Here is a 26,962-nt window from a genome sequence, read left to right on the forward strand (position 1 = left end):
GATAGCTTGGTTTACGTGTTTTTAATTACGATGTTCAAATTCTAAGGCTTTTTTCTCAATCAACCTCATTAGAAGTGTCAGTATTCCGTTGATGCCTAAATAAATAATGCCTGCGGCAACAAAGACCATCACATCATAACTTTGACCAAATACTTGTCGGCTGTAACCCGTTAATTCAAGCAAAGTGATCGTACTGGCGAGTGAGGTACTTTTAAATATCAATACAACTTCGTTTGAATAGGATGAAAGTGCACGTTTAAATGCATAAGGCAATATTACCCTTGCTGTTTGCACTGGTGACATGCCTAATGCTTGGCAAGATTGCCATTGTCCTGACGGAATAGCTCTTACTGCACCATAGAAAAGTAAGGTTGAATAAGCGGCACTATTTAATGCTAATGTGACCATGGCACAAAACCAAGGTGTTGATAATAACTCCCAAATCATAGGGAATTTTTGCAACGCAGGAAATTGTCCTGGGCCATAATAGATTAAGAAAAACTGCACTAATAAAGGCGTACCGGTAAATAAGGTGATATACGCTTTTACAATTTGAGTAATTACAGGGGTTTTTAATGCCAAAATAAAGGTCATTAAAACCGAAAGTGTAAATGCCACCAATAAAGCCACTAATGTTAATGACAAGCTGGTTGGTAATCCCGGTAAAATATCAACAATATAATCCCACATTATGAGGCACTCCGTTCAAATCGAGTTGTTCTCATTTCTAACCATTTCAGGATATATTGACTGACCAGCGTAATGGCTAAATAAATCAGTGCAACAATGCTATACCAAGTAAAAGGCTCTTGAGTTCTATTGGCTATACTTTGTGTTTGTAACATTAAATCATTAACACTGATTAATGAGACTAAAGCAGTATCTTTTAATAAAACTAACCATTGATTACCTAAACCGGGTAAAGCATGACGCCACATTTGAGGCATAATAAAGCGGAAGAAAATAGTAATACGACCCATGCCTAATGCTTGGCCGGCTTCCCATTGCCCTGTCGGTACTGCTTTTAAGGCGCCACGTAATGTTTGTGAAGCATAAGAAGCATAAAGAAGTGAAAGGGCGATAACACCACAATAGAAAGGTAGAGATTCTGTATTACCAAAATCTATTTGCAGGGTGAAAGAACCTAATTCAATGCCATCCATTAAGATCATGACACCTTGTAAGGTGCCATAATAGACAAAAAGAACCACCAGCATTTCTGGTAGTCCTCTGATTAGTGTTACCCAGCATGTTCCTAAGAAAGCAAAGGCTTTCCATCTCGCGGATTCCCATGCTGTAAACAACATGGCGAGAACTAATCCGATGATAAGAGCAGAAATAGCAAGTGAGACCGTGGTAACGGCCGCACCTGCTAGAGTTGTTATTTCATTCATTTATTAAGCTATTATTGTTATTCAAACCATTTTTTATAAATGACATCATAAGTGCCATCAGCTTTTACTTCAGCTAATGCTTTGTTCAATTTATCTTGTAAATCAGCATTGCCTTTTCTTACTGAGATCGCAAGGCCTGTACCAAAATAGTTAGGATCTGCAACTTTATCGCCTACAATACCTAATTCAGGATTCTTTTTCAGCCATTCATTTACAACTGCAGTGTCACCAAAAATAGCTTCAATACGACCATTCTTAAGATCTAATACTGCATTTTGGTAACTGTCATAAGGAACAGTTTTCATTTCTTTGTGTTGCTCATTGATAAATTTCTGATGGGTTGTCCCATTCTGAACACCAATTTGTTTGCCTTTTAAGCTAGCAACATCAGAGATTTTACCCGTGACTGTAATAAATACCGCGGAGTTATCATAGTAAGAATCTGTGAAATCAACTTGTTTTTGACGCTCAGGCGTAATATCAATACCCGCCATTAATGCTTCAAAACGACGGAATTTTAGACTAGGAATTAAGCTATCAAAAGACTGATTGGTAAAGGTACAATCCGCATTAATTTTTGCACACATTGCATTAGCGAGATCAACATCAAATCCTACAATTTGGTTATTCGCATCAATCATTTCAAATGGAGGATATGTTGCTTCAGTGGCAAAACGGATTGTCTCTTTCTCAGCCGCAGTTGCAGAAAGTGTAATACTGGTCAGAAGTGCTGCAAATAATATTTTTTTCATTGTCTGATCCTGATTTAGTGTGACAAGTAATTAGCAAAAGCTTCCGTTTGTGGAGCTGTGAAACGATAGTTATCACCTTGCTCTATAATACGGCCGTTTTCCATATATACAACTTTGCTCGCGGCTTTGCGTGCAATTTCAACTTCATGGGTCACAATCACTTGTGTAATACCCGTTTCAGAAAGCTCTTTAATAATATCAACAACTTGAGCTGTAATTTCAGGATCTAATGCTGCTGTCGGTTCATCAAATAAGAGAACTTGAGGCTCCATCATTAATGCTCTTGCAATGGCAACACGTTGTTGCTGTCCACCTGATAAATGTAGTGGAAATCGTCCTGCATAATCACTTAAACGTAAACGCTCAAGTAACTTCATTGCTTTTTCTTTAGCCTGCGGTTTTGATAAACCTAATACACGACAAGGTGCTTCAATTAAATTATCAAGAACCGTCAAATGTGGCCATAAATTATATTGTTGAAATACCATACCCACATTTTGGCGTAATGAGCGAATTGCCTTTGCGTTAGGCTGTTGACTAAAGTCAAAATGTAGACCCGCAATTTCTAATTCGCCTGAACGTGGCATTTCTAATAAATTAAGAACTCTCATTAGTGAGCTCTTACCTGCACCACTTGGTCCTAATAGAACCATTGTTTCACCAGCAGAGCATTCCAGATTAATATCATAGAGTGCTTGGTGCGAACCGTAGAAACAATTTATGTTTTTTAATTGAATACTCATGCGTTTTTTCTGAATAGTCATTAACTGGTTCAAATAATAAAACGGTAAGAATAATTATGCAACTAAAACTGCATAATAAAGTGGTTTTTTTACGTAAAAATGGGTAATTTAGCTATTTTTTTTCATTGTTAGGTGAATTTTTATCCAGATTGTAAGCGTTAGTACTTATAGTTTTAGCCATACCTTTGAAAATAAATAAGTGCGCAGGCATCATCGCAAACCAATAAAGTAATCCACTAAAACCGGCAGGATGCCACCAAGCACGAACATCTATTGAACGAAGATTGCCACTATCATGGATAGTAAAAGAAAGTCGACCTAAACCGGGGGCTTTCATCCCAAATAATAAGGTAAGTTGTTTTTCTGGCTCTAGTTTGATCACTCGCCAGCCATCAATCATATCACCAAGCTTTAATGTGTCCCTGGACGGTCGGCCATAAGTAACTTTATTTCCGACCATATCATCCATAATAGCGCGTGTTTTCCATAGCGCATTACCATAAAAGTAACCTTGCTCACCGCCAATTTGTTGTACTGTATGCCAAAGAGATGCAGCACTAGCGGGTGTTGAGACCGTACAACCTGCATTTTTAGGGTAATAACCGTAACCCGGTTTCCAGCGATTACGAACCGCTGGAGAATATCCCCAATCCTGATTATCTAAAGCCGCTTCTTCATCAGCTAATGTTTCTTTTACGGCATCATCAAATTTAATTAGCGATTGAGGAATAAGTTCGCGTAAAGGAGCATCGTTGGCAGGAAGATCATGTTTGAGCCCTTGAATAAGCTCTTTAGCAATGGAAGTTGGCACGGACGTTATCATACTGATAAAACCAGCTGAAATAAGACTGCCCGGCATAGGTAATGGGATCAATACACGCTTTTTACCTGAAATTTTAATAAAGCGCTCAAAAAGAGTTTGATAACTAATATATTCGGGGCCACCGGCATCAAAAATACGATGTTGATGTGCGGGATAATGGATAATTTCTGTTAAATAATAAATTAAGTTTTTTAAGGCAATCGGCGAAGATTTTGAACGAACCCAGCGTGGAGGCGTAAGAATAGGAAGGTTATAAACCATATCACGCATAATCTCAAAGGCGGCAGAGCCAGGGCCGACAATCATTGAGGTTCGGATTTCAGTCACAGGAATAGTGCTTGTTCTTAATACCTCACCAGTGAGTTTTCGGGCGATGAGATGGGGGGAATATTGTTGATCTTCATGTTGTAAGGCACTTAAAAAGATTATTTGTTTAACTTCAGTGCCTTCTAATGCTTCCACAACATTAATTGCCGCTTTACGCTCTTGCTCAACTAAATTATGTGCATCACCCATGCTATGAACAAGGTAGTACACGATATCAGTATCATGCATGACTTTGTTTAAGGTTTCTGGATTATGTAAATCCACAAAAATACAGCGTGTATTTTCCCAACCTTGAGACATCATCCAGTCAACTCTGCGCGCCCCTGCTGTGACTTGATGACCTTGTTTTATCAGAGCTGGAATAAGATTTTGACCAATATGACCACTTGCACCAAGTACTAATACACGCTGTTGATTCATTGTAAATCCACTGTAAAAAGAGAACATTATTGTTCTATTGTTACTGATTTTTCTATGAAGTAAAGAAAGCCATTAATATTGGAGTGATTAAGCTTAACACGAATCCATGCACAATAGCCGCAGGTACAATGGCAACACCGCCACTTCTTTGCAAAACAGGTAACGTAAAGTCCATGGAGGTTGAACCACAAATTCCTAATGCCGTATTTCTATAACGATTAACAATGATAGGAATAAGCATAATAGCCGCTAATTCACGCATTAAGTCATTGAAAAAAGCAGTACTACCAATAACAGGGCCAAATGCATCGGTAAGTACAATTCCAGATAAAGAGTACCAACCATATCCAGATGCAATGGCTAATCCCATTTTCATCGGTAATCCTAGTAAATAAGCGGCTAAAGCACCACCAGCAAGTGCACTCACACCCATGACGATGGCAACGGTTGTTCCTCGGCGGTTAATTAAAATTTGTTTTGGGCTCATTCCGCTATTACGCAATTGTAATCCCACTAACCACAGCAAGAAGATAAGTGCACCTTGGCTAGCATGGGATGCATAATGAAAAATAGACCAACCGGTTAAGCCAACAAAAAAACCGACAACAACGACACCGCATAATTGTAGCGATTCAAGTACCATTTTTATGCGTGATGGTGGTTTAGATTGCTTATGTGCAGGGACATGCCAAGGATCTTTTTTATCTAATAGCCATAAGAATAGTAAATTCGCACCAAAGGTGCATAAAAAGAAAACACTGGCATAAGCAAGAATAGAGACTAAATTTTCACCAATATTATCTAACATGGCTAAACTGACACCCATTAGAAATAGGATAACGTAAACCATCGCACTAAGTAGGCGGTTTGCCAGATGAAGTAATGGGCGATTGTTTAACTTAATCAAATACCCTACAAAAAGCGGAAGTAGGATAATCAATAACCCTGATAACATTTCTATTCCTTACTGAGCACACTCAAATTATAAAATAAACTAATAACGTAGCCTGCATTATAACATTTACTTATGTTGTTGTGGATACAGAAGCTAAGATAAATCTAAAATTTTTATTGAAGCCATGAGCCTAACATGTTTACGGATAAGTGGCTTTAATTGTTTGAAAAGCGAACGATTTGGATATATATCGAATAGTTGAGTAAATTTTATTACGACACCTTTTAACTGTGATTTAATGAAAATATTCATTAAGTAAAATTATTGGCAGATTAAGCATAAAATTAAGATAGGAAGAATAAAAAAATATAGCTTAGTCGTAACTAACGAGGGAATTTATGTATTTAGAAAGAGTGGAAATAGTTGGATTCCGTGGACTTAATCGCCTTTCATTACCTCTTGATATGAATACAGTCTTAGTGGGGGAAAATGCGTGGGGTAAAAGCTCATTACTTGATGCGTTAACACTTAGCTTGGGTATTGAAACCTATCAATATGCCTTTACATCTGATGATTTCCATCGTCTGCCAAATGAGTCGGAAGAAAATAGTAAAAAAAGCCTACAAATAATTCTGACATTTACTGAATCACGCCCTGGACGACATCATTCTTATCGTTTCCATAAGCTTACACCAGTATGGGTTGCAAATGGTGATGAACTAAAACATATTTATTATCGCATCAGTGCAGAACTCGATGAGCAGAAAAATGTAAAAACTTTTCGCTATTTTCTTGATAAAGAAGGAAAACAGATCCGTTTACCTAATGGGCAAACACAAGAAATTATTGCAGAAATTGTTAGGCTTTATCCTGTCCTTCGCTTACAAGATGCACGTTTTGTTCGTGATCTTACTTCAGACGTTATCGATCCTCATAATAATCCTCATCGAGAAGCGTTTAATAATAAAATGAGTGAGTTAACCAAGGCATTAGTCAAAAATCCGGACGAGTTATCAGATGAGGATTTACGTGAAGGACTAGATGCCATGCAACAGCTATTAGGGCACTATTTTGCTGATCATGGTTCGTTGTTGTTTAAATCACATGCTCGTCATCGCAAAGTCAATGAGCCTCATGTGCGTGGCTGGCATGCGTTAGAAAATATTAATAAGGTATTAGCAAAGCCGAATCAACGAAGTATTCGATTAATTATCTTAGGAATGTTCTCCTCTATATTACAGTCTCGAGGTAGTGTTGCATTAGATCCTTATGCAAGGCCTATCGTCATTGTCGAAAACCCTGAAACACGTTTACATCCTATTATGCTTTCGGTGGCTTGGGGGTTGCTTAACCTTTTTTCACTACAACGCATAACAACGACTAATTCAGGTGAGTTACTTTCATTAGCACCATTAGAAAGTGTGTGTCGTTTAGTGCGTGATACCGACAAAGTAGCTGCTTATCGCGTTGGTAATCAGCAATTACATTCGGATGAAGAGCGGCGTATCTCATTTCATATTCGTTATAACAGGCCATCTGCACTTTTTGCTCGTTGCTGGTTATTGGTTGAAGGCGAAACGGAAATTTGGCTAATGAACGAGTTGGCAAGACAATGTAATTATTTCTTTGAAGCCGAAGGAATAAAAGTTATCGAATTTGCACAATGTGGACTTAAGCCATTATTAAAGTATGCAACGTATATGGGAATAGAATGGCATACTTTAGTGGATGGTGATGAAGCAGGTAAGAAATATGCCGCAACCGTTAAAGATTTTGCATCAAAAAGTAATGATGCTGAACGTGATAGATTAACAAAGCTCCCAGCCTTAGATATGGAACATTTCTTATACAAAGAAGGCTTTCGTAATGTGTATCATGATGTTGCAGGTGTACCTGATAATGAAAAATGGCCAACTCGACGTGTGATTATTAAAGCTATCCAACGTTCATCGAAACCTGATCTCGCACTAACGGTAGCTAACAATGCTGCTCAACGAGGAGTAGACTCCATCCCCTCCATACTGAAAAGTATGTTTTCTCGTGTTGCATGGCTTGCTAGAGGCAAAGCAAATTAGGCCGTTATAGCAAGAAAGATAAACGCACGAGATCAATGTAAATTCTATTTAGCGATGAAGGTTAATATCATCGCTAAAGTTTCTTATGGTTTATTAAATTGTTATGTTTAGGAAGGATATTGTATGGCTTTTTTATCTTTAAAAAAGCGCGGGAAAGTGCTCACCCTGATTTTAATTGCGGTTGCTATTATCGCCTATTTTTTTTGGCCGAAAGAAAATGTACCGTCATATCAAACACAAATCATTACGCGAGGTGAGCTGTCAAAAGAAGTGACAGCAACAGGTAAGCTTGATGCTGTGCGTAAAGTTGATGTGGGTGCGCAAGTCAGTGGCCAATTACAAACTTTATTTGTGAAAGAGGGCGATGCGGTTAAAAAGGGCGATTTGTTAGCAATTATTGATCCTAAAAAAGCGCAAAATGAAGTCACTGAATCGCAAGAAACCAACAATGAGCTTAGAGCAAATCTTCAGCAGGCACAGGCCGAATTACGTTTAGCGCAACTTACATATCAACGTCAGTTAAAGCTGATTGGTACGCATGCAATTGCACAAGATGAACTTGATCGTACTAAAACCGATGTTGATGTTAAAAAAGCGCGCATTATCACCTATGAAGCGCAAATTAAAAAGAATCAAGCAACTTTAGATACAGCCAAGACTAACCTTCAATATACGCGTATCACTGCGCCTATGGATGGCATAGTGACGTTTATTAAAACCCTAGAAGGCCAAACCGTTATTGCGGCGCAAGAAGCACCAACGATTTTAACTTTAGCAGATTTAGATACGATGCTGGTAAAAGCGGAAGTATCTGAAGCAGATGTTATTTATTTAAAACCTGATCTTAATGCCTCTTTTACAGTGTTAGGCGCGCCTGATAAAGCCTTTAGCGGTAAGTTAAAAGATATTCTGCCAACGCCTGAAAAAATTAATGATGCTATTTTCTACTATGCCCGTTTTGAAGTGCCTAATGAGCAACATTTACTACGCTTACAAATGACTGCACAAGTTAAAATTCTTATCGAAAATAAGAAAGATGTGCTCCTGGTACCGCTTTCAGTATTAGGTGAGGATGCAGGTATTAATGAATATTATGTTGATGTTTTAGTTAATGGTCAGCCAGAAAAACGCACGGTAAAAATAGGTATGCGTACTGATGTTTATGCTGAAGTCCTCAGCGGATTAAAAGAGAACGATGAGGTGATTCTGGGTGAAACTTCAGGAGATGCATAATGCCAGCATTATTAGAACTCAATGAGGTTAGTCGCGCATATAGCAATGGTGAGGAAGAAACGATTGTTCTCAATAAAGTCTCATTAACGATTAATGCGGGTGAAATGGTCGCTATTATGGGCGCGTCCGGCTCTGGTAAATCGACCTTAATGAATATCCTAGGATGTTTGGATAAGCCAAGTAGCGGTGAATATAAAGTTGCGGGTCAAAGTGTCGCACAAATGGAAGGTGATCAACTTGCGGCATTACGTCGTGAACACTTTGGGTTTATTTTTCAACGCTATCATTTAATGGCGCACTTAAGTGCAGAGCAGAATGTCGAAATTCCCGCTATTTATGCAGATAAAAATGCTACTCAACGTAAAGAAAGAGCGCGTGAATTATTAACTCGTTTAGGATTAGGCGAGCGTGTTGATTATCGACCTAATCAGCTTTCTGGCGGTCAGCAACAACGTGTAAGTATTGCGAGAGCGTTAATGAATGGAGGCGAAGTCATTCTTGCTGATGAGCCTACTGGTGCATTAGATAGTCATTCTGGTAAAGAAGTAATGGCTATTTTGAAGCAATTAAATGAACAAGGACATACAGTTATTATCGTAACGCATGATCCTTTAATTGCAGAACAAGCTGAACGAATTATCGAAATAAAAGACGGTAAAATTATTAGTGATAATCGTCATCAAACAACAACACATAAAGTTAAAAAAGAAACGACAACTGTTTTAACTTCCTCTTATTTTGGACAAGTTGTAGGGCGTTTTACTCAAGCACTAGAAATGGCTTGGCGTGCCATGGTTGTCAATAAAGTACGCACATTATTGACAATGCTTGGCATTATTATAGGGATCGCTTCTGTCGTGACTATTATTGTCATTGGTGATGCTGCAAAAAGTATGGTGCTTTCTGATATAAAAGCCATTGGTTCAAATACCATCGATATTTATCCTGGAAAAGATTTTGGTAGTGACTCCCCTGAAGACAGACAATCATTAACGCTACAAGATGTTTTCGCCTTAAAACAGCAGTCTTATGTGCAAGCTGTAACACCGCAAGTGCAATTTAGTACGCGATTACGTCGTGGAAATCAAGACTCTCCGGCCTCGGTTGCGGGGGTGAGTGAAGATTATTTTACTGTGTATGCTATGAAGTTTTCGCAAGGGCGCTCATTTACCCAAGATATGATCCAGCGACAAGCTCAGGTTGTTGTGATTGACGAAAATACTCGCCATCGATTTTTTCCAACTAAGAAAGATGTGATTGGTGAGCAAATTATTATTCGCAATATTCCATCTACGATTGTCGGCGTTATAGCAGACAAAAAATCAGCTTTTGGGAATGGGCAGTCATTACGTGTTTGGGTACCTTATAGTACGTTAAATAGTCGTATTTTAAATCGTTCATATCTTGATAGCATTACGGTAAGAGCAATAGAAGGCTATGATGCCAGCGTAGCAGAACAACAAATGATCCGTTTGCTCACGATCCGACATGGTAAAAAAGATATTTTCACTTATAACCTTGATAGTTTTATTAAAGCGGCCGAGAGCACCACACAAACAATGCAATTATTTCTTACACTTGTTGCGGTTATTTCATTAGTCGTTGGTGGCATTGGTGTTATGAATATTATGCTGGTTTCTGTGACTGAAAGAACGAGAGAGATCGGTATTAGAATGGCAGTTGGTGCGAGAGCGAGTGATGTGATGCAACAGTTTCTCATTGAGTCTGTATTAGTTTGTTTAGTTGGGGGCGTGTTAGGAATTGCTCTTTCGTTTAGTATCGCAATGATTGCAAGTGTGATGTTACCGGATTGGCATTTTGTATTCCAACCTATTGCATTAATCAGTGCTTTTATTTGTTCAACTGCTATTGGGGTTATTTTCGGATTCTTACCTGCAAGAAGTGCGGCAAAAATGAATCCAATTGATGCATTAGCTCGAGAATAATTCAAATAATAAGATAAAAGCCCTTAAGTATATAAAGGGCTTTTATTTGAATGAATTAGGTATCATTCTTGACTGAAAAAACCTAACCTCATTGGGCAAAAGGTATTATCAGGTTTATTTATACTGTGCATATCTTCTATTCAATGATAGGAATGATAAGGTCAGCATGGTCACCTTTAGGCCCTTTTATCGTGCTATAATTAACTTTCTGCCCCGCTTTAAGTGTGCGGTAGCCTTCCATTCTAATTGTTGAGTAGTGGGCAAAAATATCTTCGCCACCTTCTGCTGGGGTAATGAAACCAAAGCCCTTAGCATTATTGAACCACTTTACTGTACCTGTCTCCATACTTAGCTTCTCTCATATACTTATATTTATTTGTTTAACATCACTTTCAGTATATTTACTGAGCTGTTCATAAAACATACTCTATTTTATTGTTTCAGTCGTCAAGAGGTGGAAGGGATAGAAAGTGTTTCGATAAGGTGAAATTTTGATGTAGCTAACGCTTTGTTATTTTTTTGGATGTAAAAAGAGGGAATAAAAAAGCGTTGATAGGCAGACTTTCCTGTGAGATGGTAAACTAAATGTCATAATTGAAAGTGACGTTTAACAAAACTATGAGTAATGCAAAACAATGGGTCAGTTTGATTTTTTAACAGAAACCACGCTAAGGGATGATGTTCATCAGGTAAACGAGCCACCAGCAATGTATAAGGTGATCTTGAATAATGATGATTACACCCCCATGGATTTTGTTGTAGAAGTGCTTACGATGTATTTTTTTCTCAGTGAAGAAAAAGCAACACAAATTATGCTGGACGTTCATCATAAAGGGAAAGGAGTTTGTGGGGTTTATAGTGCGGATATTGCTGAAACAAAAGTGGCACAAGTTAATCTGTATGCAAGAGAAAACGAATACCCACTTTTATGTACTCTTGAACAAGCATGATCCGGTTAGTCTTTTAAGGAGGAGGTGCTTATGCTTAATCACGAATTAGAGCTGAGTCTTAATGTTGCATTCGCGAAAGCCCGTGATAACAGACACGAATTTATGACTGTAGAGCACCTGTTGTTGGCGCTATTAAGTAATAAATCGGCACGCGAAGCATTGGAAGCTTGTAAAGTCGATCTGGCAGTCTTACGCGAAGAACTTGAAGTCTTTATTCGTAAAACAACCCCTATTTTGCCTGAAAATGTAGACAGAGAAACACAGCCAACGCTGAGTTTTCAGCGTGTATTACAACGTGCTGTTTTTCATGTTCAATCATCAGGTAAAAATGAAGTCTCTGGCGCTAATGTGCTGGTGGCTATTTTTAGTGAACAAGAATCTCACGCAGCTTACTTATTACGTAAACATGACGTTAGTCGCCTTGATGTCGTAAATTTTATTTCTCATGGTATTTCAAAAGAAGATCAGCAAAACGAAAATCTTTCTGACATGAATGATATGAACGCACAATCTCAACAAGAGATGCCTCAAGGTGACGATCATATGGATAATTTTACGACTAATCTTAATCAGTTAGCGCGCCAAGGTAAAATAGACCCCCTGATTGGGCGTCAAGCTGAATTAGAACGAACTATTCAAGTATTATGTCGTCGCCGTAAAAATAATCCGCTATTAGTGGGTGAATCAGGCGTCGGTAAAACGGCAATTGCAGAAGGGCTAGCATGGCGCATTGAACAAGATGATGTTCCTGACGTTATGAAAGGCTACACTATTTATTCACTAGACATTGGTTCGCTATTAGCGGGAACTAAATATCGTGGTGATTTCGAAAAACGGTTTAAAGCGTTACTAAAAACCCTTGAAAAAGATGAGAAAAGCATCTTATTTATTGATGAGATCCATACCATTATTGGTGCTGGAGCTGCATCAGGTGGACAGGTAGACGCAGCGAACTTAATCAAACCTCTGTTATCAGGTGGACGAATTCGAGTTATAGGCTCTACGACTTATCAAGAATTTAGTAATATTTTTGAAAAAGACAGAGCGCTTGCACGTCGTTTCCAAAAAATTGATGTAACAGAACCTTCACCTGATGAAACTGTTTTAATCATCAAAGGGTTACGTCAGAAATATGAAGCGCACCACGAGGTACGTTATACCAATAAAGCGATTCAGGCTGCGGTGGATTTATCAGTTAAATACATTACAGATAGACATCTACCGGATAAAGCTATTGATGTTATTGATGAAGCGGGTGCAAAAACACGTTTAATTGCGCCAAGTAAACGCAAAAAGACGATCAATGTTTCTGATATTGAGTCAGTAGTTGCTAAAATTGCGCGTATTCCTGAAAAAACAGTTTCTAGTAGCGATAAATCGATACTGAAAAACCTCGATAACCAATTAAAAATGTTGGTATTTGGTCAAGATCCTGCAATTCATGCACTATCTGAGGCCATTAAAATGAGTCGAGCAGGCTTAGGCCAAGATAACAAACCAGTAGGTTCATTCTTATTTGCTGGCCCAACTGGGGTAGGTAAAACAGAAGTTACTGTGCAATTAGCGAAAGCGTTGAATGTTAAATTATTACGCTTTGACATGTCTGAATATATGGAGCGACATACTGTTAGTCGTTTAATTGGTGCGCCTCCAGGTTATGTTGGTTTTGACCAAGGTGGATTATTAACTGATGCAGTAATCAAAAACCCTTATTCCGTTGTGTTACTTGATGAAATTGAAAAAGCACATCCAGATGTGTTCAATATTCTGCTACAAGTCATGGATAACGGTACATTAACAGATAACAATGGTCGCAAAGCGGATTTCCGTAATGTTATTTTAGTAATGACTACCAATGCGGGTGTGCGTGAAACGCAACGTAAGTCGATTGGATTTACAGAGCAAGACAATAGCACAGATGCTATGGCGGAAATTAAAAAGGCATTCTCACCTGAATTCCGTAACCGTTTAGATAATATTATTTGGTTTAATGCATTATCACCTGAAATTATCTCTATGGTAGTGGATAAATTTATTGTCGAGCTACAAGTACAGTTAGATGATAAAGGGGTATCGTTAGAAGTGAGTCAAGAAGCACGCCAATGGTTGTGTGATAAAGGCTATGATAAAGCGATGGGCGCAAGACCAATGGCACGTGTTATCCAAGAAAATCTGAAAAAACCATTAGCTAACGAGATTTTATTTGGATCTCTTGTTAATGGCGGTTCGGTTTCTGTTACATTGGATAAACTAGCAGGTAAGTTAAACTACGAGTTTATCAGTCAAGAAAAGCTGGCTAAGAATGAAGATACCGTTATCTAAGGGGTCGCGGTTAACTTATTAAGCCATAAACGCATACACCACAGGTGAGCATTAATAAATGCCTTGCCTGTGGTGTTTTTTTTCACCCGTTATATGACAATAACGGGAGAGAACAGATTGGGATCAACGGCTACGGAAGATGATACGGCCTTTGCTCAGGTCATATGGGGTCAGCTCAACGGTAACCTTGTCGCCTGTCAGGATACGAATATAGTTTTTACGCATTTTTCCTGAGATATGAGCGGTAACGACGTGTCCGTTTTCTAATTCTACGCGGAACATCGTGTTTGGCAGAGTATCCAGTACAGTGCCTTGCATTTCAATGTTGTCTTCTTTGGCCATCTAATCCTCTAAGTTTTAATAACCATATTTTTTAAACGGCAAGATAATGCCGAAAATATTGTCCTATGTAAAGGAATGTTATCGGATAGCAATGGTGTTCACCTTGCTATTACACTTAACATCCTTACCGTGACTTGCGTTTTACTAAGCTAAAGCAAAAGTAATAACAGAAGTCGTAATTCTTTATTTTGTGGTATTTATAACAATAAAATAGCAACACACCCTAACCACATAATGGGTGTGTAAGATAAAATTTTTGTATAAACCTTTTTGCATAAATAACAGAATGACATTATTAATTCTGTTTTAAATAAGAAGGGCTTTACAAAAACAAGCAGTGATTATAATTCCAACGATTGCTGATACCAACACTTTTTATCAATAATCACTTTTTTCCAGCGAGATAATGCATCTAAATAATGGTCACGCGAGATCTCACTGGCACCTAACGAGGCAGTATGAGAGTTTAGCACCTGACAATCAAATAGTTGACCCCCATAACGAAGAAAATGGTTATAAAAAGCAATAAAGGCACATTTAGAGGCGTTATCTCTGCGACTAAACATCGATTCACCACAAAAAACCGCACCGATATTGATCCCATATAATCCACCCACGAGTTCATCACCTTCCCAGACTTCAACAGAGTGTGCTTCACCTTGATGATACAGTGCTTCATAACCTTCTTTTATATCAGGGCCTATCCATGTACCTTCATCACGTATAGAACAGGCCTCTATTACTGAAGCAAAGGCGTGATTTAACGTTATTTTATATGGTTGATGACGAATAAATTTACGCAAACTACGCCCAATATGTAAATCACCGGCAGGCAATACAGCTCTTGGATCAGGTGACCACCATAATGGTTCTTCGTAAGGGAAGTACCAAGGAAAGATCCCTGATTGATATGCAACACGTAACCGAGAAGGGGAGATTTCTCCCCCTATTGCTAATAATCCATTAGGCTCTTTTAATGCTAAATGAGGCTCTGGGAAATCCAAATCACTATTGTCTAATTGAAACAATGGCATATTATGCCTCGTGCGTCGGAGTTAATAGTGCCTGTCTTTGATGAAATTTAGCATAATGTCCTTGTTGTTGTAATAATGAAGCATGAGTGCCTGTTTCAACGATTTTTCCGTTATCCATAACGCAGATTTTATCCATTTTATCTAAACCGTGGAGTCGGTGAGTGATCATTAATACTGCTTTACCCTGACAATGCTGATGTAAGAGAGCAAGGATCTGCTGTTCTGTATCGGCGTCAAGGCCCTCTGTTGGCTCATCAAGCAATACAAGAGGTGCATTGTGGAGTAGGGCTCTTGCCAGTCCTAAACGTCGCTGTTCGCCGCCTGAGAGCTGTCTACCACCATCGCCCATCCATGCGTTTAAGCCTTCATCATTTTCCAGAAGGTGTCCAAGGCCAACTTGTTGAAGTGCATAGACTAGCTCTTCATCCGTAGCCTCTTCTTTTGCCATAATTAAGTTTTCTCTTAGGGTATGACTAAAGACATGAACACGTTGAGGAACAACAGACATCATTGAACGCAAAGTCGCTTCATCATAATCGGCAATAGATGAATTATTTAAGCGGATCGTGCCGTGAGTTGGATCAAAAGCGCGGTTGATCAATTGCAATAGTGTTGATTTACCACAGCCTGTTTTTCCTAGCAATGCAATGTGTTGTCCTGCTTCAATGGTTAAATCCACATGATTAATAACTTGCATCGGCTGAGCTGGGTAAGTAAAGCACACATTATGCAGGGTAAGTGAAGCACTTTTTCTTCTTTCTTCCCCTTTTCTAGGGAAAGTGACATCTGGTTTTTGCTCAATTAAATGAGAAATACGTGTTGCAGACGTCATTACTTGTCCTAAATGCTGGAAAGCAACAGTAACAGGGGCTAAAGATTCAAATGCTGCCAATGCACAGAACGTGAATAATGCAATTAAGGCTTCAGGCATAAAGCTATGGTCTATTCCATCTGCTGCCAACCATAGAATTAGAGTTGCAGTTAGTCCTGAGGCGAGGATCATCAATGATTGCGATAACCCTGTTAAGTTTGCTTGTTGTGCTTGTCGGTGTAACCATTTGGCTTCAAGTTGCGCTAAATTCGCTCTAAAACGAGGTAACGCACCAAAAACAGTCAGTTCTGCTTGCCCTTGTAACATGCTAGTTAGCACAGTGCGGTATTGTCCACGTAAATCAGTCAGGTCTCGGCCGATAGGTTTACCTGCATAATAGAACACAAAAGGTAAAACAATCAGCAAGGTGAGCATAATACCACCTAATGTATTGGCTAAGCGAGCATCAATTAAGCCAAGGCCAAACATAATCATCATAATGACGACAAAAGCGGCAATAATAGGTGAGATAACACGAATATAAAGGTGATCTAATGTTTCAACATCAGCCACTAAGCGGTTAAGTAACTCACCTTGACGAAAACGTGCAATTCCACCGGGAGAAAGAGGCAAGATCTTTTCAAAGGTGAATACTCGTAAATGTGATAATACGCGAAACGTTGCATCATGACTAACGAGTCTTTCAAAATAACGGCCCGCAGTACGAAATATCGCCGCACCACGAACACCTGCAGCAGGTAGCATATAGTTAAAGCTATAAATCCCCGCAAAACCGGCTAGAGAAGTACCCGCTAAAAACCAACCTGATAGTGTTAAAAGACCAATGCTCGCCAGTAAAGTTAAGATAGCAAGAATAATACCTAGCAATAACATAAACCAGTGGCGACGATAGAGTGCGAGAAAAGGAAGCAATACTTTCATAATTAAAGTTCCTCTTTACGATGAGCAAGAAGACGAGCAAAAGCCCCTTGTTTCTGGCTTAATGATGCATAAGTGCCCGTTTCAATAATTTGACCTTTTTCCATTACCCAAATCTGATCGTAACCTAATGTTTCTTCCAATAAATGAGTAACAAGCAACGTAGTTTGATTTAATGATGCATTATTGAGTGCATGCATCACACGTTGTTCGCTATGAGAATCAAGGCTTGCTGCTGGTTCATCTAGTAATAATAATTGGCAAGGGGATAATAGAGCACGGGCTACGGCAATTCGCTGTGCTTGGCCAACAGAAAGACGTGCAGCACTATCACCAATTACTGTATTTAACCCATCAGGTAAATCGTTAATAAAATCGCTGACATAGGCCTTTTCAATAGCCAGATTAATTTGTTCTGAACTGGCATTTGGAGCGCTTAAACGTACATTATCAAGTAAAGTTTGTTCAGGTAAATTTGGATTTTGTCCCACCCAACTTAAACATTGACGCCATGCTTCAGGTGAAAGCTGAGTTAATTCAATACCATTAACTTTTAATGAACCGCGATAAGGTAAAAAACCTAAAAGGGCGTTTAATAATGAGCTTTTTCCTGCACCACTTTGGCCTACAATCGCAATACGTTGCTGAGGATTAATTGTAAAACTTAATGGGCCTGCTAATTTTACGCCTTGATGCGATAAAATCTCTAGTTCATGTGCTGTTATTTCAATACGTTCGTTTGCATTGATACGCTCATTACCTGCTAATTGTGGTTTTTCGCCATCAGCTTCTAAAAACTCAACCAGAGACTCTGCTGCGCCCACTGCTTGCGCTTTTGCATGATAATAAGTACCTAAATCTCGTAAAGGTTGAAAAAATTCAGGAGCAAGGATCAGCGCTAAGAAACCTGAAAAGAGGGTAACACCCAAACCATAACTACCAAAATTAAGTTCACCTAAATAAGAAAACCCGAAATAAACAGCAACAACAGCAATAGAAACAGCGGTAAAAAATTCCAATACGCCAGAAGACAGGAACGCCATTCTTAGCACTTCCATCGTGCGTTTACGGAAGTCTTCGGTAGCTTCAGTAATTTGTTTTATTTCGGCATTACCACGGTTAAATAGTCGTAATGTATCTAATCCTCTTAATCTATCGAGGAAGTTACCACTTAAACGACCTAAAGCGAGAAAATTTCTACGGTTAGCATCTGCTGCACCTAAGCCAACTAATGCCATAAATAGCGGGATCAGTGGGGCAGTAAAGAATAAAATTAACCCCGCAACCCAGTTAACAGGAAATAAGGTGATAAGGATAAGAATAGGCACAATAGCGGAAAGATACATCTGTGGAAGATAACGTGCATAATAATCTTGCATATCTTCAATTTGTTCTAAAATAATCGTAGCCCAACTTCCCGCTGGTTTGCCTTTAACCCAAACAGGGCCTAATTCTTCAAGTCTATCAAGGACAATTTTACGAATTTGTTGCCTAACTGCCATACCACAGCGATAACCAACACGCTCTCGTATTGCCATTACTGCTGCACGTAAGATAAAAATACCAATAAGAGTGAGAAAGGTAGGTATATGCGTATCACGGTTAATACTGTCCATGATAAATGCTTGAAGTAAAACGGCTAATAACCATGCTTGAGCAATAATTAATAAACCGCTTACAACACCTAAAATCATTGATAGCCGTAGCCATCGACGGGCTGGAGCGCTTTGCTGTTTCAGCCATCGAACCAATTCATTTTGTTTAGTTTTATCCATAAGAAAAGATTCAAATCTGCAGGTGAGATACAAAGTATCAGAAAGGCCAAGGTAAGTAGTTATACGCTTTGGCAACCAGGCTAGTATGTTACATGGTAAAAGGCGCTACTGAAATAGCGCCTTGAAAGGAAGTGATGATTTTAGTTGGATTTTTGTGCGTCTAAGTAACGTTCTGCATCTAAAGCAGCCATACAACCTGTTCCTGCAGAGGTAATTGCTTGACGATAAATGTGATCCATTACGTCACCAGCTGCAAAAACGCCCTCAATTGAGGTTTGAGTTGCATTACCCTGTGTTCCTGATTGTACTTTGATGTAACCGTTGTCTAATTCTAATTGTCCATCAAAAATAGCCGTATTAGGGCTATGTCCAATGGCAATAAATACACCCATTACATCCAATTCTTCGGTTTTATCACTCTTAGTATCTTTTAAACGAACTTTGGTTACACCCATATCGTCGCCAAGAACTTCATCTAAAGTACGATCAGTATGCAAAATAATATTGCCACTGTTTACTTTGTCCATTAAACGATTAATTAAGATTTTTTCAGAACGGAATGAATCACGGCGGTGGATCAGGTGAACTTCGGATGCAATATTGGCTAAATACAGTGCTTCTTCTACTGCGGTATTACCGCCACCAACGACCGCAACTTTTTGGTTACGATAGAAGAAGCCGTCACAGGTTGCACAAGCAGAGACACCACGGCCTTTAAAAGATTCTTCTGAAGGTAAGCCGATATAACGTGCGGAAGCACCTGTAGCAATAATTAATGCATCACAGGTGTACTCTTGTTCATCACCAAATAGGCGGAAAGGGCGGTTTTTCAGATCGACTTTATTAATATGGTCAGAGATAATCTCTGTATTAAATTTTTCAGCGTGCTGAAACATGCGATCCATTAAGCCTGGACCGGTTAACCCTTCAGGGTCACCGGGCCAGTTTTCGACTTCTGTTGTTGTTGTCAGCTGACCGCCTTTTTCAACACCCGTAATCAGTACTGGTTCTAAGTTTGCTCTTGCAGCATAAACGGCAGCGGTATAACCCGCAGGGCCTGAACCTAAAATAATAAGTTTGCTATGTTTGATGGTGCTCATGTGTACCTCATCTCTGATTAGGCGTGATGCGAATTGGGGGATTGTAGGAGAAATAAGACGTTAAAAAAAGCCAATGACGAGAAATAGACATAATATTTTAGCTATTTTAGCAATAGTTAATACTAATATAGTTTAATAATTATAGAGTTATATTGGGCTAACATCATCGAATCAACACGAAACATTTTGCTTTACAATTGATGACTATCTTGCGTATATAGAGAATAACATAGCGCCTTGTTCTGATTTTTACTCATTTGCTTTGACAATCCGCTGTACATTTGCGAAAACATGATTGTTAAAGATAATTATCTTTGGATGTTATAGGTACAATTTTTCGACAGACAGGGTGTAAGATAATTACTTTGCGATATTTGCTAATGAGTATTTAGATAAAACAGATGTTTTATCTGGCATTAAAAGAAAATAGATTGGTAGTTTGCTCTGACCGTTTGATACCAAAGTTTCGACATTGATGCTGAAGGTGTACAGGTATGGGTATAGGAAAATAAAGTAAGAGAAAAAGAGAAAGAGAGTATAGAGATGATTGATAATAAAAAACGTCCGGGTAAAGATCTTGATAGAATAGACCGGAATATTCTAAATGAGCTTCAAAAAGATGGTCGTATTTCAAACGTTGAGTTATCTAAACGTGTTGGTTTATCACCAACGCCTTGTTTAGAGCGTGTACGTCGTTTAGAGCGCCAAGGATTCATTTCTGGTTATACTGCGCTGTTAAACCCTCATTACCTCGATGCATCATTACTGGTATTTGTGGAAATTACACTAAACCGTGGCGCACCAGATGTTTTTGAACAATTTAATATGGCTGTTCAAAAACTTGAAGAAATCCAAGAATGTCATTTAGTTTCTGGTGATTTTGACTATCTGTTGAAAACTCGTGTGCCTGATATGTCTGCTTACCGTAAATTACTGGGTGAAACTCTGTTACGTCTTCCGGGTGTTAATGACACACGTACTTACGTGGTTATGGAAGAAGTTAAACAAAGCAACCGCCTTGTAATCAAAACTCGCTAAGCCAACTTAATAGGTTGGTGCAAAACAGGAAAAAATTAGGTACACTCCTGTTTATGCATACAGTTTCAACGCTGAGATATCTCAGCGTTGTTCCGTTTTAATTTAACCCTAAGTTAAACCTGGAGAGCCCTCTTTGAGCCAGGAATATACAGAAGACAAAAATGTTCGTTTAACAAAGATAAGTAACCGTCGTCGTGTTTGGGAAGCTATTCTCATTTTAATCGGGATTGGTGCTGTCTTTTTGATGGTTTCTTTATTTAGCTTTCATCCCTCTGATCCTAGTTGGTCGCAAACTACATGGAATGAACCTATTCAAAACTTAGGTGGCAGTATCGGAGCATGGTTAGCGGATATCCTATTTTCAGCATTTGGCTTACTTGCCTATGCAATTCCTGTTGTGGTTGTTTTTGGTTGTTGGAATTCACTACGCTACCAAAAAAATCGCGAGTATACTGATTTTTTCTCCCTTGCACTTCGCACGATTGGTGCCTTGGCTCTGGTTTTTACCTCTTGTGCATTAGCTGATCTTAATTTTGATGATATCTACAATTTTAGCTCAGGTGGTGTCATTGGCAGTTTATTTAGTAAAGCACTATTACCTTGGTTTAATGTATTAGGTGCAACGCTTGCACTGTTATCTGTCTGGGCTGTTGGTTTTACATTATTTACAGGCTGGTCGTGGCTAACTATCACAGAAAAAATTGGTGCGGTTATCCTCGGTACGGTGGGTTTTATTACTAATCGAGGTCAACACGACGCTGAATACGAAGACGAAGAAGATGATAGCACTCAATATTTTGTTGGTGATGTTACTGAGCATTCAAATCAAACAGAAAAACAATCATCAGAACTAACAACAGAAGAGAGTGATGATATTTTATTTTCTGCGCCTTCAGCGCTTGAACTTGCTCGTCAGCAAGATATTGATTCATCACAACCGCCTAAAACGGAAAGAGAAGATGATTTACCTTCTTTCAGTGCAACAAATGATACAGACGATCATGTTCAATCATTAACGCCAGTTGCGTCTATTATAGCGGAGTCTGTTGTAGAACAAACGTCCCAAATAACAGAAGAAGTATCTGAACATTACCGTTTTGATATTCCTGAAGCTTTCCTTAAAAAAGACATTCAACCAGAAGTCAGCGCTCCTCAACATTCTGTTTGTTCAAGACCAGAAGAGAACACATCTTTTGCGATGCCATTAGTTGAAAATAATCCTATTGCACAACCTACAGATGACTTAGATAGCTTTATGCCTGTTGGGCGAGCTGAACCTACATTTTCACTGGCGCCAGATAGCGATGATGCCTCAACACAAGCCGCAGCGGTGACTGCCGGAGTAGCAAGTGCCCTAGTGAGTCACGGAGCACAAGTTAAACAAGGTTTAGGACCTGAACTACCACGACCAAACCCAGTACGTTTGCCTACTCGTCGTGAGCTTTATGGTATTCATATTCCTTCACAACGTGAAGCGGAACTGCGCCGTCGTGAAGAAGCTGTACAATCAGAGCCTGAAGATGAATTAGCTGATATCCAAGATCAAGCAAATTTTGAACAGCAATTACGCCAACAATTTCTTGAACAGCAACGTGAACGCTATGGCGACGAAGCTGATGAGGTTGTTGAGCAATCCGGCTCTCATTATGAGCCAAATATTGAAAAACCACTTTCTTCCTTTAATCATCAACAAGATAATTATCAAGACGAACCTACCGTTACTGCAAATACATTCTCTTCAGCGGAAGATAATAGCAATGATATTGATGAGAATGAGCTTTACGAACAGCAACAACTAGCTGCGCAATTTAAACAACAACTGCAAGCACGTTATGGTGATGATGTTTCATTGGATGAAGAAGAAGAGCTATTACCTCAACTCTCTTCGCAAGCACCTACATTGCAAGCAACAACGGGTTATCAACCTCATATTCAACATTCGTTTGCTTCACAATCAACACAACCGACGCAAACAATGGAGAAACAAGTAGAGTATCCAACCAGTAATGCGTTTTTACAAATCTCACCTCGTGATGATGAAGAGGAAGAGTATAGCCCGAAAATTGAGTTAGAAAGAGAACTCACAGCATTAGAAGCTTTTTCGCCTATTGATGATTTATTGGATGAAGATCCGATAGAGCCAGTATTTACGCCGATTGTTTCTGAACCTGTTACACCACATGCTAAATCTCAAACTGCATCGCAACCACGTATTGAACCACAGCCAAATATGGTTCAGCATTTTGCACAGCAACAGCAACAGCAACAGCAACAGCAACAGCAACAGCAACAGCAACAGCAACAGCAACAGCAACAAGAATCATTAATTCATCCATTCTTGATGCGTAATGACAGGCCGTTGCAAAAACCGACTACGCCAATGCCTTCACTGGATCTGTTAACAACACCGCCAGTAGAAGAAGAACCTGTTGATATGTTTGAGCTTGAGCGTATCGGTAAACTTATTGAAGCGCGTCTTAATGATTATCGTGTTAAAGCCAAGGTGGTTGGTATTTCACCGGGGCCTGTTATCACGCGATTTGAACTTGAACTTGCGCCGGGTGTAAAAGCTGCGCGTATTTCAAATTTATCACGTGACTTAGCACGTTCATTGTCTGCCATTGCGGTACGTATTGTTGAAGTTATTCCAGGAAAACCGTATGTAGGACTGGAATTACCTAATAAAAAGCGTCAAACCGTATATATGCGTGAGTTGTTAGACAGTGATGCATTTCGTGACAGTCGCTCTCCACTGACTGTTGTTTTAGGTAAAGATATTGGTGGACAACCCGTTGTTGCTAATCTTGCTAAGATGCCCCACTTACTGGTGGCAGGTACAACAGGTTCAGGTAAATCTGTCGGTGTGAATGCAATGATCATCAGCATTCTCTATAAAGCGAAACCAGAAGATGTTCGCTTTATTATGATTGACCCTAAAATGCTTGAGCTGTCTGTATATGAAGGAATTCCACATCTTCTGACTGAAGTTGTGACAGATATGAAAGATGCTGCAAGTGCGCTGCGATGGAGTGTAGCTGAAATGGAGCGTCGTTATAAACTAATGTCTGCACTTGGTGTACGTAACCTTGCAGGTTACAACGAAAAAATTAAAGAAGCTGAAGCGATGGGACGCCCAATTCCAGATCCATTCTGGAAACCAACAGACAGTATGGCGACAGAAATGCCAACGTTGGAAAAAGAACCTTACATCGTGGTTGTCGTCGATGAATTCGCTGATTTAATGATGACTGCGGGTAAAAAAGTGGAAGAGCTAATTGCTCGCTTAGCGCAAAAAGCACGAGCTGCCGGTATTCACCTTGTACTTGCAACACAAAGACCTTCAGTTGATATCATTACCGGATTAATTAAAGCCAATATTCCTAGCCGTATTGCCTTTACAGTTTCGAGCAAAATCGACTCCCGAACCATTTTAGATCAAGGTGGTGCTGAATCATTATTAGGCATGGGTGATATGCTTTATGCACCTAATGGTTTTGTGCCTGAGCGTGTTCATGGTGCTTTTGTCAGCGATGATGAAGTACATGCCGTGGCAACTGATTGGAAAGCACGAGGTCGTCCGCAATATATTGAAGCTATTACTAAATGTGGTGAAGAAGGCGAAAGTGGTAATGGAGGGGGCTACGATGATGGTGAAGAGCTTGATCCATTATTTGACCAAGCGGTAGAATTTGTGGTTGAGAAACAACGTGTTTCTATTTCTGGTGTACAACGTCAATTTAGAATTGGCTACAACCGTGCAGCAAGAATTGTAGAGCAAATGGAGATGCAAGGTATTGTCAGCACGCCAAATCACAACAATACGCGTGATGTACTTTCGCCACCGCCTTCTGATATGTAATATCTTGAAAACTCAGTTATCAGCTAATGAGATAGCATGATAATCTACACAATATCATTAAAATTTATACGCCGACATTATGTCGGCGTAATCTCATGCCGAGGCTTGTAGAATGAAAAAAGTATTATTTGCAGTGTGTGCGATGGCATTAATAAGTAGCCAAGCTGTTTGGGCTGATGCGCGTCAAGATCTGCAACAACGATTAAATAAAGTAAATAGTTTTCAAGCTAACTTTAGCCAAACTGTCACTAGCAATGAAGGTGCTCTTATTCAAAAAGGGGAAGGTAATTTAAAAGTACAACGCCCTGATTTGTTTAATTGGCAAATGACAGCGCCTGATGAGAGCACTCTAATTTCTGATGGCAAAACATTATGGTTTTATAATCCCTTTGTGGAGCAAGTTACTGCGAGTTGGCTTGAAAGTGCTACAACCAATACTCCGTTTATGTTGATCGCGCGTAACGACAGTAAAGAATGGCAAAATTATGAAGTTAAACAAACGGGTGACCGTTTTGAGCTAACGCCAAAAGTAGAAAATAACTTAAAACATTTTACGATCACCGTGTTACCTAATGGGCAAATTCAGCAATTTGCGGCCACAGAACAAGATGGTCAGGTGAGTAATTATCAATTAACTGATCAAACGGCTGCACCAATCGATGCATCCGCGTTTCGCTTTACACCTCCTGTGGGTGTGACTGTGGATGACCAACGTCAGTGAGGATATTTTGAGTAATTTATCACTCGATTTTTCACGCAATGAGTTCCAACCTCTGGCTGCAAGAATGCGACCTGAAACATTGGAGCAATATATCGGGCAAACGCATTTACTTGCCGAAGGTAAGCCATTACCTCGTGCTATTAAGGCGGGGCAATTGCACTCCATGATTTTATGGGGGCCACCAGGCACAGGGAAAACAACTCTTGCTGAGATTATTGGTCGCTATGCGCAAGCTGATATAGAACGTTTATCTGCGGTAACATCGGGTATTAAAGAAATCAGAGAGTCTATTGAAATTGCGCGCCAAAATCGTAATGCTGGGCGCAGAACAATACTATTTGTTGATGAAGTACATCGTTTTAATAAAAGCCAGCAAGATGCTTTTTTACCTCATATTGAAGATGGAACTATCACTTTTATTGGCGCAACGACCGAAAACCCTTCTTTTGAACTCAATTCAGCTTTGCTCTCTAGGGCGAGAGTTTATCTATTACGCTCATTGACTGAAGCTGATATTGAGTTAGTACTTCAACAAGCATTAGATGATACTGAACGTGGTTTAGGTGGACGCAATATCATTTTACCTAATGATACTCGTAAAATGATTGCACAATTGGTTAATGGTGATGCACGTCGTTCATTAAATTTGCTTGAAATGATGGCAGATATTGCGGAAGTAGATAGCCAAGGAAAACGTACGTTGACCCCCGCGTTACTCACTGAAATTAGTGGTGAGCGTAGTGCGCGTTTCGATAATAAAGGTGATCGTTTTTACGATCTTATCTCTGCATTGCATAAATCAGTAAGAGGATCTGCACCTGATGCAGCACTTTATTGGTACGCAAGGATCATAACAGCCGGTGGCGATCCGCTTTATGTTGCTCGCCGTTTATTGGCAATCGCATCAGAAGATGTAGGTAATGCCGATCCTCGCGCAATGCAAGTCGCTATTGCCGCATGGGATTGCTTTACGCGTGTAGGGCCTGCTGAAGGTGAACGCGCGATTGCGCAAGCCATTGTGTATTTGTCTTGTGCACCAAAAAGTAATGCAGTTTATACAGCATTTAAAGCTGCTATTGCAGATGCCAAAAGTAAACCTGATTATGACGTGCCTGAACATTTGCGTAATGCGCCGACAAAACTCATGAAAGAAATGGGGCTTGGTGCTGAGTATCGTTATGCCCATGATGAGCCTAATGCGTATGCGGCAGGAGAGGTTTATTTTCCTAAAGAAATGGCCAATACGCAGTACTATTACCCAGTAAAAAGAGGGTTAGAGATCAAGGTTGCAGAGAAATTAGACTGGCTTTCTCAACAAGATCAAAATAGTGTTACAAAACGCTATCGCAAAATGTAAAGATGCGGTAAGGTTATTAAATTATCATTAATTTCTTAACTATGCCTTGTCTCAGATATCTTTTTTATAAGATAGGAGAGAAGGTTTTTATTAATCTACCAATAAG

21 protein-coding genes are annotated in these 26,962 nt (G+C 39.4%); 9 read left to right on the forward strand and 12 right to left on the reverse strand.

What is annotated here, in order from left to right:
• Window positions 1–21: 21 nt before the first annotated feature.
• The 6 genes from artM to JEP40_RS12455 form a co-directional block, all read right to left on the reverse strand.
• Window positions 22–690, reverse strand: a complete 669-nt coding sequence (gene artM / locus JEP40_RS12430) for an arginine ABC transporter permease ArtM (protein WP_198623811.1) — start codon at window positions 688–690, stop codon at window positions 22–24.
• Window positions 690–1,394 (reverse strand): arginine ABC transporter permease ArtQ, encoded by a 705-nt coding sequence (gene artQ, locus JEP40_RS12435; RefSeq protein WP_198623812.1) that lies wholly within the window; start codon window positions 1,392–1,394, stop codon window positions 690–692. Before artQ ends, artM begins: the two co-directional genes overlap by 1 nt.
• Window positions 1,395–1,411: 17 nt before the next feature.
• On the reverse strand, window positions 1,412–2,146 hold the full coding sequence (gene artJ, locus JEP40_RS12440) for an arginine ABC transporter substrate-binding protein (RefSeq protein WP_198623813.1): 735 nt from the start codon (window positions 2,144–2,146) through the stop codon (window positions 1,412–1,414).
• A 14-nt stretch (window positions 2,147–2,160) separates the two neighbouring features.
• Window positions 2,161–2,889: an arginine ABC transporter ATP-binding protein ArtP gene (gene artP / locus JEP40_RS12445; protein WP_069368163.1), complete on the reverse strand. Its 729-nt coding sequence runs from the start codon at window positions 2,887–2,889 to the stop codon at window positions 2,161–2,163.
• A 112-nt stretch (window positions 2,890–3,001) separates the two neighbouring features.
• Window positions 3,002–4,459 (reverse strand): DUF2867 domain-containing protein, encoded by a 1,458-nt coding sequence (locus JEP40_RS12450; protein WP_198623814.1) that lies wholly within the window; start codon window positions 4,457–4,459, stop codon window positions 3,002–3,004.
• A 52-nt stretch (window positions 4,460–4,511) separates the two neighbouring features.
• Entirely contained in the window at window positions 4,512–5,414 is a 903-nt protein-coding gene (locus tag JEP40_RS12455; protein ID WP_198623815.1) for a lysine exporter LysO family protein, read from the reverse strand.
• A 338-nt stretch (window positions 5,415–5,752) separates the two neighbouring features.
• Between JEP40_RS12455 and JEP40_RS12460 the strand changes: the two genes are divergently transcribed.
• The 3 genes from JEP40_RS12460 to macB all read left to right on the forward strand — a co-directional run bounded on the left by JEP40_RS12460 (window position 5,753) and on the right by macB (window position 10,608).
• Window positions 5,753–7,429, forward strand: coding sequence for a DUF2813 domain-containing protein (locus tag JEP40_RS12460; RefSeq protein ID WP_198623816.1), 1,677 nt, complete (start codon window positions 5,753–5,755; stop codon window positions 7,427–7,429).
• A gap of 123 nt (window positions 7,430–7,552) precedes the next feature.
• Complete coding sequence (macA, locus tag JEP40_RS12465) at window positions 7,553–8,662, forward strand: macrolide transporter subunit MacA (protein ID WP_198623817.1); 1,110 nt, start codon at window positions 7,553–7,555, stop codon at window positions 8,660–8,662.
• Entirely contained in the window at window positions 8,662–10,608 is a 1,947-nt protein-coding gene (gene macB, locus JEP40_RS12470) for a macrolide ABC transporter ATP-binding protein/permease MacB (RefSeq protein ID WP_198623818.1), read from the forward strand. The genes macA and macB overlap by 1 nt, the downstream gene beginning before the upstream one ends.
• A 136-nt stretch (window positions 10,609–10,744) precedes the next feature.
• On the opposite strand, the gene cspD is transcribed toward macB, so the two are convergent.
• Window positions 10,745–10,954: a cold shock domain-containing protein CspD gene (gene cspD / locus JEP40_RS12475; RefSeq protein ID WP_198623819.1), complete on the reverse strand. Its 210-nt coding sequence runs from the start codon at window positions 10,952–10,954 to the stop codon at window positions 10,745–10,747.
• A gap of 289 nt (window positions 10,955–11,243) precedes the next feature.
• Here cspD and clpS point away from each other — a divergent pair, with 289 nt between their 5' ends.
• On the forward strand, window positions 11,244–11,558 hold the full coding sequence (gene clpS / locus JEP40_RS12480; protein WP_036938154.1) for an ATP-dependent Clp protease adapter ClpS: 315 nt from the start codon (window positions 11,244–11,246) through the stop codon (window positions 11,556–11,558).
• Window positions 11,559–11,588: 30 nt separating this feature from the next.
• Window positions 11,589–13,880 (forward strand): ATP-dependent Clp protease ATP-binding subunit ClpA, encoded by a 2,292-nt coding sequence (gene clpA, locus JEP40_RS12485; RefSeq protein WP_198623820.1) that lies wholly within the window; start codon window positions 11,589–11,591, stop codon window positions 13,878–13,880.
• Between the two features lie 123 nt (window positions 13,881–14,003).
• Here clpA and infA read toward each other — a convergent pair whose 3' ends face one another.
• The 5 genes from infA to trxB all read right to left on the reverse strand — a co-directional run bounded on the left by infA (window position 14,004) and on the right by trxB (window position 19,881).
• On the reverse strand, window positions 14,004–14,222 hold the full coding sequence (gene infA, locus JEP40_RS12490; RefSeq protein WP_004244560.1) for a translation initiation factor IF-1: 219 nt from the start codon (window positions 14,220–14,222) through the stop codon (window positions 14,004–14,006).
• A 341-nt stretch (window positions 14,223–14,563) separates the two neighbouring features.
• On the reverse strand, window positions 14,564–15,256 hold the full coding sequence (gene aat, locus JEP40_RS12495; protein WP_198623821.1) for a leucyl/phenylalanyl-tRNA--protein transferase: 693 nt from the start codon (window positions 15,254–15,256) through the stop codon (window positions 14,564–14,566).
• 1 nt (window position 15,257) lies between these two features.
• Window positions 15,258–17,009, reverse strand: coding sequence for a heme ABC transporter ATP-binding protein/permease CydC (gene cydC, locus JEP40_RS12500; RefSeq protein ID WP_198623822.1), 1,752 nt, complete (start codon window positions 17,007–17,009; stop codon window positions 15,258–15,260).
• A gap of 2 nt (window positions 17,010–17,011) precedes the next feature.
• On the reverse strand, window positions 17,012–18,781 hold the full coding sequence (gene cydD, locus JEP40_RS12505) for a heme ABC transporter permease/ATP-binding protein CydD (protein ID WP_198623823.1): 1,770 nt from the start codon (window positions 18,779–18,781) through the stop codon (window positions 17,012–17,014).
• A gap of 140 nt (window positions 18,782–18,921) precedes the next feature.
• The gene (gene trxB, locus JEP40_RS12510) at window positions 18,922–19,881 is read right to left on the reverse strand and encodes a thioredoxin-disulfide reductase (RefSeq protein ID WP_036938142.1); all 960 of its coding nucleotides are present in this window, start codon (window positions 19,879–19,881) and stop codon (window positions 18,922–18,924) included.
• 543 nt (window positions 19,882–20,424) lie between these two features.
• Here trxB and lrp point away from each other — a divergent pair.
• The 4 genes from lrp (at window position 20,425) to JEP40_RS12530 (ending at window position 26,856) form a co-directional block, all read left to right on the forward strand.
• Entirely contained in the window at window positions 20,425–20,919 is a 495-nt protein-coding gene (gene lrp, locus JEP40_RS12515; RefSeq protein WP_004244566.1) for a leucine-responsive transcriptional regulator Lrp, read from the forward strand.
• A gap of 133 nt (window positions 20,920–21,052) precedes the next feature.
• Entirely contained in the window at window positions 21,053–24,778 is a 3,726-nt protein-coding gene (locus JEP40_RS12520; RefSeq protein WP_198623824.1) for a DNA translocase FtsK 4TM domain-containing protein, read from the forward strand.
• 112 nt (window positions 24,779–24,890) lie between these two features.
• Window positions 24,891–25,499 (forward strand): outer membrane lipoprotein chaperone LolA, encoded by a 609-nt coding sequence (gene lolA / locus JEP40_RS12525; RefSeq protein ID WP_198623825.1) that lies wholly within the window; start codon window positions 24,891–24,893, stop codon window positions 25,497–25,499.
• Window positions 25,500–25,506: 7 nt separating this feature from the next.
• Window positions 25,507–26,856, forward strand: coding sequence for a replication-associated recombination protein A (locus JEP40_RS12530; RefSeq protein ID WP_198623853.1), 1,350 nt, complete (start codon window positions 25,507–25,509; stop codon window positions 26,854–26,856).
• The last annotated feature ends 106 nt before the right edge of the window (window positions 26,857–26,962 follow it).

The organism is Proteus vulgaris, from assembly GCF_016239305.1.
In the GTDB taxonomy this organism is placed as follows: domain Bacteria; phylum Pseudomonadota; class Gammaproteobacteria; order Enterobacterales; family Enterobacteriaceae; genus Proteus; species Proteus vulgaris_C.

What these genes read in the sequence shown, in the direction of transcription:
- trxB (WP_036938142.1), bottom strand. Translation starts at nt 19,881, where the DNA reads ATGAGCACCATCAAACATAGCAAACTTATTATTTTAGGTTCAGGCCCT.
- artJ (WP_198623813.1), bottom strand. Translation starts at nt 2,146, where the DNA reads ATGAAAAAAATATTATTTGCAGCACTTCTGACCAGTATTACACTTTCT.
- macB (WP_198623818.1), top strand. Translation starts at nt 8,662, where the DNA reads ATGCCAGCATTATTAGAACTCAATGAGGTTAGTCGCGCATATAGCAAT.
- lrp (WP_004244566.1), top strand. Translation starts at nt 20,425, where the DNA reads ATGATTGATAATAAAAAACGTCCGGGTAAAGATCTTGATAGAATAGAC.
- infA (WP_004244560.1), bottom strand. Translation starts at nt 14,222, where the DNA reads ATGGCCAAAGAAGACAACATTGAAATGCAAGGCACTGTACTGGATACT.
- cspD (WP_198623819.1), bottom strand. Translation starts at nt 10,954, where the DNA reads ATGGAGACAGGTACAGTAAAGTGGTTCAATAATGCTAAGGGCTTTGGT.
- JEP40_RS12455 (WP_198623815.1), bottom strand. Translation starts at nt 5,414, where the DNA reads ATGTTATCAGGGTTATTGATTATCCTACTTCCGCTTTTTGTAGGGTAT.
- clpS (WP_036938154.1), top strand. Translation starts at nt 11,244, where the DNA reads ATGGGTCAGTTTGATTTTTTAACAGAAACCACGCTAAGGGATGATGTT.
- lolA (WP_198623825.1), top strand. Translation starts at nt 24,891, where the DNA reads ATGAAAAAAGTATTATTTGCAGTGTGTGCGATGGCATTAATAAGTAGC.
- JEP40_RS12460 (WP_198623816.1), top strand. Translation starts at nt 5,753, where the DNA reads ATGTATTTAGAAAGAGTGGAAATAGTTGGATTCCGTGGACTTAATCGC.
- artP (WP_069368163.1), bottom strand. Translation starts at nt 2,889, where the DNA reads ATGAGTATTCAATTAAAAAACATAAATTGTTTCTACGGTTCGCACCAA.
- JEP40_RS12450 (WP_198623814.1), bottom strand. Translation starts at nt 4,459, where the DNA reads ATGAATCAACAGCGTGTATTAGTACTTGGTGCAAGTGGTCATATTGGT.
- cydC (WP_198623822.1), bottom strand. Translation starts at nt 17,009, where the DNA reads ATGAAAGTATTGCTTCCTTTTCTCGCACTCTATCGTCGCCACTGGTTT.
- aat (WP_198623821.1), bottom strand. Translation starts at nt 15,256, where the DNA reads ATGCCATTGTTTCAATTAGACAATAGTGATTTGGATTTCCCAGAGCCT.
- clpA (WP_198623820.1), top strand. Translation starts at nt 11,589, where the DNA reads ATGCTTAATCACGAATTAGAGCTGAGTCTTAATGTTGCATTCGCGAAA.
- macA (WP_198623817.1), top strand. Translation starts at nt 7,553, where the DNA reads ATGGCTTTTTTATCTTTAAAAAAGCGCGGGAAAGTGCTCACCCTGATT.
- cydD (WP_198623823.1), bottom strand. Translation starts at nt 18,781, where the DNA reads ATGGATAAAACTAAACAAAATGAATTGGTTCGATGGCTGAAACAGCAA.
- artQ (WP_198623812.1), bottom strand. Translation starts at nt 1,394, where the DNA reads ATGAATGAAATAACAACTCTAGCAGGTGCGGCCGTTACCACGGTCTCA.
- artM (WP_198623811.1), bottom strand. Translation starts at nt 690, where the DNA reads ATGTGGGATTATATTGTTGATATTTTACCGGGATTACCAACCAGCTTG.